Genomic DNA, 12,144 nt, shown 5'->3' with positions numbered 1-12,144 from the left:
AGGCTCCCGGCGGGGGGGGGGGGCGGGGCGGCCCCCCCCCCCCCCCCCCCCCCCCCCCCGCGGGGCGCGGCGGGGGGGGCGCCCCCCCCGGCGGCGGGGGGGGGGCGCCGCCCCCCCCCCCCCCCCCCCCCCGCCGCTTTGTCAGTGGCACCCGATAGCCTGCGCAAACAGGCGATCGAAAGTGGGGGCGTGGCGTGCGTGTACTGGGCGTGGACCCGGGGCTCACCCGGTGCGGAGTCGGCGTGGTCGAGGGGGTCGCCGGCCGGCCGTTGACCATGCGCGGCGTCGGCGTCGTACGGACCCCGCCGGACGCCGAGCTCGGTCTGCGCCTCGTCGCCATCGAGCAGGGCATCGAGCAGTGGCTCGACGAGCACCGGCCCGAGTTCGTCGCCGTCGAGCGCGTGTTCAGCCAGCACAACGTGCGCACCGTGATGGGCACCGCGCAGGCCAGCGCCGTCGCCATGCTGTGCGCCTCGCGCCGCGGCATCCCCGTCGCCCTGCACACCCCCAGCGAGGTCAAGGCCGCCGTCACCGGCAGCGGCCGCGCCGACAAGGCGCAGGTCGGCGCCATGGTGACCCGGCTGCTCCGGCTCGAAGCGCCGCCCAAGCCGGCCGACGCCGCCGACGCGCTCGCCCTCGCCATCTGCCACATCTGGCGCGCCCCCGCGCAGAACAGACTGCAGCAGGCCGTCGCCCTCCACTCCGCCAAAGCAACGCACGCATCGAAAGGCCGTACCGCATGATCGCCTTCGTGAGCGGCCCCGTCGCCGCGCTCGCCCCCGACGCCGCGGTGGTCGAGGTCGGCGGGATCGGCATGGCCGTCCAGTGCACGCCGAACACGCTGTCCGGCCTCCGGATCGGGCAGCAGGCCAAGCTCGCCACTTCCCTCGTCGTACGGGAGGACTCGCTCACCCTGTACGGCTTCGCGGACGACGACGAGCGGCAGACCTTCGAGCTGCTCCAGACCGCCAGCGGTGTCGGCCCCCGCCTCGCCCAGGCCATGCTCGCCGTGCACACCCCCGACGACCTGCGCCGCGCCGTCGCCACCGGCGACGAGAAGGCGCTCACCGCGGTCCCGGGCATCGGCAAGAAGGGCGCCCAGAAGCTCCTCCTGGAGCTGAAGGACCGGCTCGGCGAGCCCCTCGGCACCGCGCGCCCCGCGATCGGCACCGCCGTCACCACGGGCTGGCGCGAGCAGCTGCACGCCGCGCTCATCGGGCTCGGCTACGCGACCAGAGAGGCCGACGAGGCGGTCGCCGCCGTCGCCCCGCAGGCCGAGGCCGCCGAGGGCAGCCCGCAGGTGGGACAGCTCCTCAAGGCCGCGCTGCAGACCCTCAACCGCACGCGCTGAGCACCGCAGCCCGAAGACTCCCCGCACAGACGCCGCCCGCCCCCGATCCCGTAACGCGAGGCACAGAACATGAACTGGGACGAGACGACCGACGCCGCCGAGCCGCAGGCCGACCGGCTCGTCGGTGCGGCCGCCGACGGCGAGGACCAGGCCGTCGAGGCCGCCCTGCGCCCCAAGGACCTGGGCGAGTTCATCGGCCAGGAGAAGGTCAGGGAGCAGCTCGACCTCGTCCTGCGCGCCGCCCGCGCGCGTGGCGCCACCGCCGACCACGTCCTGCTCTCCGGCGCCCCCGGCCTCGGCAAGACCACCCTCTCCATGATCATCGCCGCCGAGATGGGCGCCCCGATCCGCATCACCTCGGGGCCCGCCATCCAGCACGCCGGCGACCTCGCCGCGATCCTCTCCTCCCTCCAGGAGGGCGAGGTCCTCTTCCTCGACGAGATCCACCGCATGTCGCGGCCCGCCGAGGAGATGCTCTACATGGCGATGGAGGACTTCCGCGTCGACGTCATCGTCGGCAAGGGCCCCGGCGCCACCGCCATCCCCCTCGAACTGCCCCCGTTCACCCTGGTCGGCGCCACCACCCGCGCGGGCCTGCTGCCGCCCCCGCTGCGCGACCGCTTCGGCTTCACCGCGCACATGGAGTTCTACGAGCCCACCGAGCTGGAGCGCGTCATCCACCGCTCGGCCAACCTGCTGGACGTGGGCATCGACCCGCACGGCGCCGCCGAGATCGCCGGCCGCTCCCGCGGCACGCCCCGTATCGCCAACCGGCTGCTGCGCCGCGTCCGCGACTACGCGCAGGTCAAGGCCGACGGTCACATCACCCGGGACATCGCCGCCGCCGCGCTCGGGGTGTACGAGGTGGACGGGCGCGGCCTCGACCGGCTCGACCGGGCCGTCCTGGAGGCGCTGCTCAAACTGTTCGGCGGCGGACCCGTCGGCCTGTCGACGCTCGCCGTCGCCGTGGGGGAGGAGCGCGAGACGGTGGAGGAGGTCGCCGAGCCGTTCCTCGTCCGGGAGGGACTGCTGGCCCGTACGCCCCGCGGACGCGTCGCGACCCCGGCCGCCTGGGCGCACCTCGGCCTCACCCCGCCGCAGGCAAGATCGGGTGCAAGCGGACAAGGGGACCTGTTCGGGGCGTGACGGCGCGGGTACTCGCCGGGCCAGGAACCCCGGTGGGATGCTGAGCGTTGTTCCCAGATGGCGGACTCGCTTAGACTCCGCCGACGTCGTCCTTCTGGTTTCGCTGGTTCCGGACGACGGCCGACCCCCGAAACCGACAAGGCCGCACCCCGGCGCGGTCGCCTGAAGGAAGTTCCCACCCGTGAGTCTCGCAGCCCTCCTCCCGTTCGTTGTGCTCATCGGGGCCATGTTCCTGATGACCCGGTCTGCCAAGAAGAAGCAGGCGCAGGCCGCCTCCATGCGCAACGACATGCAGCCCGGTTCCGGCGTCCGCACGATCGGGGGCATGTACGCCACGGTCAAGGAGGTCAACGAGGACACGGTCCTCCTCGACGCCGGCCCCGGCGTCCACCTCATGTTCGCGAAGAACGCGATCGGTGCCGTGCTCTCCGACGAGGAGTACAACCGCATCGTGCACGGTGTCGAGGCCGACGCCGAGCTGACCGACGACGCCGTCGTGCCGGACGACGCGTCCTCCCTCACCGAGACCGACGAGACCGCCGCCGACGACGCGCGCATCGACCTCGGCAAGAAGGACGAGCCCGTCGAGGCCGAGAAGGCCGACGAGGCCCCCAAGGCCGACGACGCCGACGCCGAGCCGAAGAAGACCGACGGCGAGTCCGACGCGAAGTAGCCACGACCACCTCCGTGGGGCCCGCCACCGCGTGCCCCACGGTCCTGGTTCGTGCGTGATCCGCGCGGATTCTCGACCATTTCGTGGCCGTCCGGGCAGTCCGGGGCACGCATCCCGATGCCGGACGGATGGAGAGGGAGTACGAGAAGGTGGCCACACCTAAAAAGAGCCGAGGGGCGGGGGCGCAGAGCAAGCCGGGCCGCGCCCTGAGCCTGATCGTGATCATCATGATCGCGCTCGTCGGTGGGATGTTCATCTCCGGTACGTTCACGCCCCGCCTCGGCATCGACCTCGCGGGCGGCACCAGCATCACGCTGCAGGCGAAGAACGAGCCGGGCAAGCCCAACGCGATCAACAAGACCAACATGGACACCGCGGCGGACATCATCAACCGCCGCGTCAACGGCATGGGTGTCTCCGAGGCCGAGGTCCAGACGCAGGGCAACGACAACATCATCGTCAACATCCCGCGGGGCACGAACCAGAAGCAGGCGCGCGAGCAGGTCGGCACGACCGCGCAGCTCTACTTCCGCCCCGTCCTGACGGTGGCCGCAGGCGCTCCCGCGGCGGACAACTCCGCCAGCCCGTCCCCGAGCGCCTCCTCCGGTGACAAGGCGACCGGCAAGCCGACCGCCAAGGCCACCGACAAGGCCGAGGAGAAGGCGACCGACGGAGGCTCCGCGTCCGCGACGCCCTCCGCCACCTCGCAGGGCCGCGCCGTCACCGACGGCCTGAAGGCCGACGCGACGCCGAGCGCCGGCGCCAGCGACAAGCCCTCCGCCAAGGCGAGCGACAAGCCCGCCGCGTCCCCGACGCCGGACAAGGCCACCACCGCGCTGCAGAAGAAGTTCACCGAGCTGGACTGCACCGACAAGGCCGCCCGCACGAAGGTCAACGAGGGCGCCAAGCCCTCCGACACGATCATCGCCTGCGGCGAGGACAACCCGGGCCAGTGGTCCAAGTACGTCCTCGGCCCGTCCGAGGTGAACGGCAAGGACGTCAAGAAGTCCCAGGCCGTCATCAACCAGCAGTCGGCCCAGTGGGTCGTCAACATGGAGTTCACGGGCTCCGGCTCGAAGAAGTTCGCGGCGATCACCAGCAAGCTGTCGGCACAGCAGTCCCCGATGAACCAGTTCGCCATCGTCCTCGACGGCGACGTGGTCTCCGCGCCCAGCGTCCGCACGACGCTCAGCTCGAACGCCGAGATCTCCGGCAACTTCAACCAGCAGTCCGCCCAGGACCTGGCCAACGTGCTGTCCTACGGCGCCCTGCCGCTCACCTTCCACGAGCAGAGCGTCACCTCGGTGACCGCCGCGCTCGGCGGCGAGCAGCTGCACGCCGGTCTGATCGCCGGCGCCATCGGCCTCGCTCTGGTCGTGATCTACCTGGTCGTCTACTACCGAGGCCTGTCGCTCGTCGCGCTCGCCTCGCTGCTGACCTCCGCGATCCTCACGTACACGCTGATGACGCTCCTCGGCCCGGCCATCGGCTTCGCGCTGAACCTGCCGGCGGTCTGCGGTGCGATCGTCGCCATCGGTATCACCGCCGACTCGTTCATCGTGTTCTTCGAACGGATCCGGGACGAGATCCGCGAGGGCCGCTCCGTGCGACCCGCTGTGGAGCGGGCCTGGCCGCGTGCCCGGCGCACGATCCTCGTCTCCGACTTCGTGTCCTTCCTCGCCGCCGCGGTGCTCTACATCGTGACCGTCGGCAAGGTCCAGGGCTTCGCGTTCACGCTGGGTCTGACCACCCTGCTCGACGTCGTCGTGGTCTTCCTCTTCACGAAGCCGCTCATGACGATCCTGGCCCGCGGGAAGTTCTTCTCGGGCGGACACAAGTGGTCCGGCCTCGATCCCAAGCGCCTCGGCGTCCAGCCCCCGCTGCGCCGCACGCGCCGCGCCGCCCGCCCTGTCGACCCGAAGGAGGCGTGAGATGTCGAAGCTCGGCACTCTCGGCGCCAGGCTGTACAACGGTGAGGTCGGCTACGACTTCATCGGCAAGCGCAAGCTCTGGTACGGCGTCTCGATCCTGATCACCATCACGGCCATCGTCGGCCTCGTGGTGCGCGGCCTGAACATGGGCATCGAGTTCGAGGGCGGCGCCGTCTTCACCACTCCGAAGACGTCCGTCTCCGCCGCCCAGGCGGAGGGGTACGCGGAGAAGGCCTCCGGTCACGACGCGATCGTGCAGGAGCTGGGCAACGGCGGTCTGCGCATCCAGGTCGCCGGCGTCGACACCGCGAAGTCCGACCAGGTCGCGGCCGAACTGTCCAAGGACATGAACATCCCCGCGGACAAGATCAACGCGGACCTGGTCGGTCCCAGCTGGGGCGAGACGATCGCCAACAAGGCATGGCAGGGCCTGGCCATCTTCATGGTCCTCGTCGTGATCTATCTGGCGATCGCGTTCGAATGGCGGATGGCGCTGGCCGCGCTCATCGCCCTCATCCACGACATCACCATCACCGTGGGTGTGTACGCCCTGGTGGGCTTCGAGGTGACCCCGGGCACGGTGATCGGTCTGCTCACGATCCTCGGTTACTCGCTCTACGACACGGTCGTCGTCTTCGACTCCCTCAAGGAGCAGACGAAGGGCATCGAGAAGCAGACCCGCTGGACCTACAGCGACGTCGCCAACCGCTCGATCAACGGCACGCTGGTCCGCTCGATCAACACCACGGTCGTGGCGCTGCTCCCGGTGGCCGGCCTGCTGTTCATCGGCGGCGGCTTCCTCGGCGCCGGCATGCTGAACGACATCTCGCTGTCGCTCTTCGTGGGTCTGGCCGCAGGCGCGTACTCGTCGATCTTCATCGCCACCCCGCTGGTCGCCGACCTCAAGGAACGCGAGCCGAAGATGAAGGCCCTCAAGAAGCGGGTCCTCGCCAAGCGGGCCGCCGCGTCGGCTCAGGCCGACAGCGGAGCCGTCGTCGGCCACCAGGCCGAGGGCGAGTTCGCCGACGAGTCGCAGGACGCGGCTCCCGCGGGCGCCGGTCCGCGCAACCAGCCGACGTCCCGCGGCCGCGGCCGGGGCCGTCCCTCGGGCAAGCGCCGCTGACCCGGCGGACCACCGCAGCGCACACGGGCGCCAGGAGCCGACGAGGCTCCTGGCGCCCGCGTCGTTCCCGCACCGCCCGACTGCTAGGGTTGTCGATCGCGCAAGCGCCCCGTGGCACCCGCGCGGAAGACTCGTAGAACGCCCATCACCCACACGCTGAGGTGCAGAAATGACCGACATCAAGGAGCTGCTCCTCAGCCGCATCCGTGATGTGCAGGACTACCCGGAGCCCGGGGTCCTCTTCAAGGACATCACCCCGCTGCTCGCCGACCCGGCGGCCTTCACGGCCCTCACCGACACGCTCGCCGAGCGCTGTATCGCCGCCGGCGCCACCAAGGTCGTCGGCCTGGAGGCCCGCGGCTTCATCCTCGGCGCCCCCGTCGCCGTCCGCGCGGGCCTCGGCTTCATCCCCGTACGCAAGGCGGGCAAGCTCCCCGGGGCCACCCTCGCGCAGGCCTACGACCTCGAGTACGGCTCCGCCGAGATCGAGGTGCACGCCGAGGATCTGACCGCCGAGGACCGCGTCATGATCGTCGACGACGTGCTGGCCACCGGCGGCACCGCCGAGGCCGCCGTCCACCTGGTGCGCCGCGCGGGCGCCGAGGTCGCGGGCGTCTCCGTGCTCATGGAGCTGGGCTTCCTGCCCGGCCGCGAGCGACTGGAGCCGGCCCTCGAAGGAGCCCCGCTCGACGCCCTGCTCGTCGTCTGACCCAGCGCGGAAACAGCAGGTCACAGCCGCCCGGGCGGGCCCTGAGGAATCAGGTGCCCGCCCGTCGCGTTCTCCCGGTACGAAACTGTCCCACCGGCCGAATACGTTCGGTGGCCGCAGGATCGATACCATGGGCTCCCCGGGACCTGTACGGGGGACCCGTCGCGCACGAGGAGCGCCGTTGCCAGACGAGGCCAAGCCACTCACCGCCGCCAAGGCCGACCAGCAGGCAGCCCCGGCGGCCGCTTCCGGCGCGCCCGCGAAGAACGACCGGCCCGCGACGAGCGCCAAGCCCGCGCCGCCCGGCGGCAAGCCCGCGGCGGAGCAGCCCCGCCCGCAGCCCCCGGCCGACAAGCCACGCCCCTCGGCGAACCCGCCCGCGATCCGGCCGGCCGCGAACCCACCGGCGCGCTCCGGCTCCTCCAACCGGGTCCGCGCCCGCCTCGCCCGTCTCGGCGTCCAGCGCTCCAACCCGTACAACCCGGTCCTCGAGCCGCTCCTGCGGATCGTGCGCAGCAACGACCCGAAGATCGAGACGGCCACCCTGCGCCAGATCGAGCGCGCCTACCAGGTCGCCGAGCGCTGGCACCGCGGGCAGAAGCGCAAGAGCGGCGACCCGTACATCACGCACCCGCTCGCCGTCACGACGATCCTGGCCGAGCTGGGCATGGACCCGGCGACGCTGATGGCCGGGCTCCTGCACGACACCGTGGAGGACACCGAGTACGGCCTGGACACCCTCAAGCGCGACTTCGGCGACCAGGTCGCCCTGCTCGTCGACGGGGTCACCAAGCTCGACAAGGTCAAGTTCGGCGAGGCCGCGCAGGCGGAGACCGTCCGCAAGATGGTCGTCGCCATGGCCAAGGACCCCCGCGTCCTCGTCATCAAGCTCGCCGACCGCCTGCACAACATGCGCACGATGCGGTACCTCAAGCGCGAGAAGCAGGAGAAGAAGGCCCGCGAGACGCTGGAGATCTACGCTCCGCTGGCGCACCGCCTGGGCATGAACACCATCAAGTGGGAGCTGGAGGACCTCGCCTTCGCGATCCTCTACCCCAAGATGTACGACGAGATCGTGCGGCTCGTGGCCGAGCGCGCGCCCAAGCGCGACGAGTACCTGGCCATAGTGACCGACGAGGTGCAGTCCGACCTGCGCGCGGCCCGCATCAAGGCGACCGTCACCGGACGCCCGAAGCACTACTACAGCGTCTACCAGAAGATGATCGTGCGAGGCCGCGACTTCGCCGAGATCTACGACCTGGTGGGCATCCGCGTCCTCGTCGACACGGTCCGCGACTGCTACGCGGCACTGGGCACCGTCCACGCCCGCTGGAACCCGGTTCCGGGGCGGTTCAAGGACTACATCGCGATGCCCAAGTTCAACATGTACCAGTCGCTGCACACGACGGTCATCGGGCCCAACGGCAAGCCCGTCGAGCTCCAGATCCGTACGTTCGACATGCACCGCCGCGCCGAGTACGGCATCGCCGCGCACTGGAAGTACAAGCAGGAGGCCGTCGCCGGTACCTCCAAGGTACGCAGTGACGCGCCCCGGACCACCGGCAAGGACGACCACCTCAACGACATGGCGTGGCTGCGCCAGCTGCTCGACTGGCAGAAGGAGACGGAGGACCCGGGGGAGTTCCTGGAGTCCCTGCGCTTCGACCTGTCGCGCAACGAGGTGTTCGTCTTCACCCCCAAGGGCGACGTCATAGCGCTGCCGGCCGGGGCCACCCCGGTGGACTTCGCGTACGCGGTCCACACGGAGGTCGGCCACCGGACCATAGGAGCGCGGGTCAACGGGCGGCTCGTGCCGCTCGAATCCACCCTGGACAACGGTGACCTGGTCGAGGTCTTCACCTCGAAGGCATCCGGGGCCGGCCCGTCCCGTGACTGGCTCGGCTTCGTCAAGTCGCCGCGGGCGCGCAACAAGATCCGGGCCTGGTTCTCCAAGGAGCGCCGCGAGGAGGCCATCGAGCAGGGCAAGGACGCCATCGCGCGCGCCATGCGCAAGCAGAACCTGCCGATCCAGCGCATCCTCACCGGCGACTCCCTGGTCACCCTCGCGCACGAGATGCGCTACCCCGACATCTCGTCCCTGTACGCGGCGATCGGCGAAGGCCACGTCACCGCGCAGAGCGTCGTCCAGAAGCTCGTCCAGGCCCTCGGCGGCGAGGAAGCGGCCAACGAGGACATCGCCGAGAGCGCGCCGCCGTCGCGGGGCCGCTCCAAGCGTCGGTCCAACGCCGACCCGGGTGTCGTGGTCAAGGGCGTCGACGACGTCTGGGTCAAGCTGGCGCGGTGCTGCACGCCCGTGCCCGGCGACCCGATCATCGGCTTCGTCACGCGCGGCAGCGGCGTCTCCGTCCACCGCAGCGACTGCGTCAACGTGGACTCGCTGTCCCGTGAGCCCGAGCGGATCCTCGAGGTCGAGTGGGCACCCACCCAGTCCTCGGTCTTCCTGGTCGCCATCCAGGTGGAGGCCTTGGACCGCTCCCGCCTCCTGTCGGACGTCACCCGTGTCCTCTCGGACCAGCACGTCAACATCCTGTCGGCGGCCGTCCAGACCTCCCGCGACCGCGTCGCCACGTCCCGCTTCACCTTCGAGATGGGCGACCCGAAGCACCTGGGCCACGTCCTGAAGGCGGTACGAGGCGTGGAAGGCGTCTACGACGTCTACCGAGTGACCTCGGCCCGCCGCCCGTAGCTCTCCGGGGCGGGGACACGGGGAACTGCGCGCTCAGCCACGACGGCGCGGGAGTCGGCGACGAGGCGCCGGTCGCCGACGGCGGGGCCCGGTAAGGGGCGTGGGGAACTGCGCGAGAAGCCCCACCGGGGCGCGGCCGCCCGGCGGCCGGCAGGGAAGACGCGAAGGCGTAAAGAAGCGGGCCCGGGCTGTGAAAGCCCGGGCCCGCCCATGTCCCGCTCAGCGGAGCGTCAGCCGCCGAACTCCTCAAGCCCCTTGAGCGCGGAGTCGAGCAGCGCCTGGCGCCCGTCGAGCTCACGCTGCAGCTTGTCCGCCTTCGCGTTGTTGCCCTGCGAACGCGCCTGCTCCACCTGCCCCTTGAGCTTGTCGACCGCGGCCTGCAGCTGCCCCGTGAGACCCGCGGCACGCGCCCGCGCCTCCGGGTTCGTACGCCGCCACTCGGCCTCCTCGGCCTCCTGGATCGCACGCTCCACGGCCTGCATACGGCCCTCGACCTTCGGCCGGGCGTCCCGCGGCACGTGGCCGATGGCCTCCCAGCGCTCGTTGATCGAGCGGAAGCCGGCCCGGGCCGCCTTCAGGTCCTGGATCGGGAGCAGCTTCTCGGCCTCACCGGCCAGCTCCTCCTTGAGCTTCAGGTTCTCGCCCTGCTCGGCGTCCCGCTCGGCGAACACCGAGCTGCGCGCCGCGAAGAACACGTCCTGGGCTCCGCGGAAGCGGTTCCACAGATCGTCCTCGTGCTCGCGCTGCGCCCGGCCCGCCGCCTTCCAGTCCGCCATCAGCTCGCGGTAACGGGCCGCCGTGGCACCCCAGTCCGTCGAGTTCGACAGCGCCTCGGCCTCGGCGACCAGCTGCTCCTTCGCCTTGCGGGCCTCCTCGCGCTGCGCGTCGAGCGACGCGAAGTGTCCCTTGCGGCGCTTCGAGAACGCCGAGCGCGCGTGCGAGAAGCGGTGCCACAGCTCGTCGTCCGTCTTCCGGTCGAGCCGCGGCAGCCCCTTCCACGTGTCGACCAGGGCCCGCAGCCGCTCACCGGCGGCCCGCCACTGCTCGGACTGCGCCAGCTCCTCCGCCTCGGTGACCAGCGCCTCCTTGGCGTGCCGGGCCTCGTCGGACTGCTTGGCCTTCTGCGCCTTGCGCTTCTCGCGCTGCGACTCGACGCTCTCCACCAGCTTGTCGAGCCGCTTGCCGAGCGCTTCCAGGTCACCGATGGCGTGCGCCTCGGTGACCTGGTCCCGCAGGTGCTCGATCGCCGTCATCGCGTCCTTGGCCGACAGATCCGTCGTCTGCACCCGGCGCTCGAGGAGCCCGATCTCGACGACCAGACCGTCGTACTTGCGCTTGAAGTAGGCCAGGGCCTCGTCAGGGGATCCTGCCTGCCACGAACCGACCACTCGCTCACTGCCGTCGGCCGAACGCACGTACACGGTCCCCGTCTCGTCGACGCGGCCCCACGGGTCGCTGCTCACAGCGCCTCCTCCACATGATGCCTGCGGGGGCTCGTCGGCCCCCGGGCATCGTCCACAGTTTCGTCACGGCCAACATAGGCGACCGGCGGGGCGGCTGTCCGCATCCCGCGCGACCGAAATTTGTCGGTCGGCAGGTCAGGACTTGGTGACCGTCCCCTTGTCGATCACCACCGTCGCGTTCGGCGCCGTGTTGCCCGTCTGCGGGTCCTGGGGCTGCGCGCCGGCCTTCGCGATCTTGTCCAGGACCTTGAGCCCGGAGTCGGAAATCGTGCCGAAGGGGGTGTAGGTGGCCGGAAGCTTGCTGTCCTTGTAGACGAGGAAGAACTGGCTGCCGCCGGAGTGCTTCTGGCCCGTGTTCGCCATCGCGACCGTGCCGGCCGGGTACGTGTACAGCTGCGTACCCTGCATCTTCTCCGCCTTCTTGAGCGAGGCGTCCTTCAGGTTCTCGTCCGGGATCGTGTACCCGGGGCCGCCCTGGCCGGTGCCCGTCGGGTCGCCGCACTGCAGGACGTAGATGCCCTCGGTGGTCAGACGGTGGCACTTGGTGTGGTCGAGGAAGCCCTTGTCCGCCAGGTACTTGAACGAGTTCACCGTGTGCGGGGCGGCCTTCGTCTTCAGCGCGATGTCGATGTCGCCGCAGGTGGTCGCCAGCTTCATCGAGTAGTCCGCGGCCTGGTCGACGGTGAGCGCCGGCTCCTTCTTCCAGGTCTCCTTCTTCACCTTGCCCGCGGCCGGCTTCTCGCACGGGTCCGGGGCGGCCTTCGACGCCGACGGGCTCGCGCTCGGCTCCGCGCCCGACGCCGAGTCCTTCTTCCCGTCGCTCTCGAACGCCCCGGCGGCGTACGCGGCGCCCGAGCCGAGGACCGCGACCGCGAGCACGGAGGCGATCACGATGTTGCGGGTGCGGGCCTTGTGGCGGGCGGCCTCGCGCCGCTGCTGCTGGCGCAGGAACTTCTCCCGGGCGAGCTGGCGCTGCCGCTGATCCTTGCTGACCACCGGGTGTTCTCCTCGTACGTCTCGTGACCTTGGGTTCGGGCCGTC

General features: G+C 70.9%; 10 protein-coding genes. 8 read left to right on the top strand and 2 right to left on the bottom strand.

Annotation, left to right across the window (positions count from 1 at the left end; all coding sequences use genetic code 11):
* The first annotated feature begins 194 nt into the window (after positions 1-194).
* The 8 genes from ruvC (at position 195) to ACZ4E1_RS27445 (ending at position 9,640) form a co-directional block, all read left to right on the top strand.
* Positions 195-743 carry a crossover junction endodeoxyribonuclease RuvC gene (gene ruvC / locus ACZ4E1_RS27480; protein ID WP_467544061.1) on the top strand — a complete coding sequence of 183 codons (549 nt, stop codon included), beginning with the start codon at positions 195-197 and terminating at the stop codon, positions 741-743.
* On the top strand, positions 740-1,351 hold the full coding sequence (ruvA, locus tag ACZ4E1_RS27475) for a Holliday junction branch migration protein RuvA (RefSeq protein ID WP_467544058.1): 612 nt from the start codon (positions 740-742) through the stop codon (positions 1,349-1,351). The genes ruvC and ruvA overlap by 4 nt, the downstream gene beginning before the upstream one ends.
* A gap of 69 nt (positions 1,352-1,420) precedes the next feature.
* Positions 1,421-2,497, top strand: coding sequence for a Holliday junction branch migration DNA helicase RuvB (ruvB, locus tag ACZ4E1_RS27470; protein WP_467544055.1), 1,077 nt, complete (start codon positions 1,421-1,423; stop codon positions 2,495-2,497).
* Between the two features lie 181 nt (positions 2,498-2,678).
* The gene (gene yajC, locus ACZ4E1_RS27465; protein ID WP_467544052.1) at positions 2,679-3,170 is read left to right on the top strand and encodes a preprotein translocase subunit YajC; all 492 of its coding nucleotides are present in this window, start codon (positions 2,679-2,681) and stop codon (positions 3,168-3,170) included.
* A 149-nt stretch (positions 3,171-3,319) separates the two neighbouring features.
* Positions 3,320-5,101 (top strand): protein translocase subunit SecD, encoded by a 1,782-nt coding sequence (gene secD, locus ACZ4E1_RS27460; RefSeq protein WP_467544374.1) that lies wholly within the window; start codon positions 3,320-3,322, stop codon positions 5,099-5,101.
* 1 nt (position 5,102) lies between these two features.
* Entirely contained in the window at positions 5,103-6,224 is a 1,122-nt protein-coding gene (gene secF / locus ACZ4E1_RS27455; protein ID WP_467544049.1) for a protein translocase subunit SecF, read from the top strand.
* Between the two features lie 169 nt (positions 6,225-6,393).
* Positions 6,394-6,933, top strand: a complete 540-nt coding sequence (locus tag ACZ4E1_RS27450; protein ID WP_399128545.1) for an adenine phosphoribosyltransferase — start codon at positions 6,394-6,396, stop codon at positions 6,931-6,933.
* 181 nt (positions 6,934-7,114) lie between these two features.
* On the top strand, positions 7,115-9,640 hold the full coding sequence (locus ACZ4E1_RS27445) for a RelA/SpoT family protein (RefSeq protein ID WP_467544044.1): 2,526 nt from the start codon (positions 7,115-7,117) through the stop codon (positions 9,638-9,640).
* Positions 9,641-9,870: 230 nt separating this feature from the next.
* Here ACZ4E1_RS27445 and ACZ4E1_RS27440 read toward each other — a convergent pair whose 3' ends face one another.
* Together ACZ4E1_RS27440 and ACZ4E1_RS27435 are read right to left on the bottom strand one after the other, a co-directional pair.
* Positions 9,871-11,103 carry a DUF349 domain-containing protein gene (locus ACZ4E1_RS27440; protein ID WP_467544041.1) on the bottom strand — a complete coding sequence of 411 codons (1,233 nt, stop codon included), beginning with the start codon at positions 11,101-11,103 and terminating at the stop codon, positions 9,871-9,873.
* 135 nt (positions 11,104-11,238) lie between these two features.
* The gene (locus ACZ4E1_RS27435) at positions 11,239-12,099 is read right to left on the bottom strand and encodes a peptidylprolyl isomerase (RefSeq protein WP_467544038.1); all 861 of its coding nucleotides are present in this window, start codon (positions 12,097-12,099) and stop codon (positions 11,239-11,241) included.
* Between the last annotated feature and the right edge of the window lie 45 nt (positions 12,100-12,144).

It is taken from the genome of Streptomyces sp. NPDC025806, from assembly GCF_055558275.1.
The sequence above is the reverse complement of the archived record's forward strand: the minus strand, read 5'-3'. Positions and strand labels throughout refer to the sequence as shown.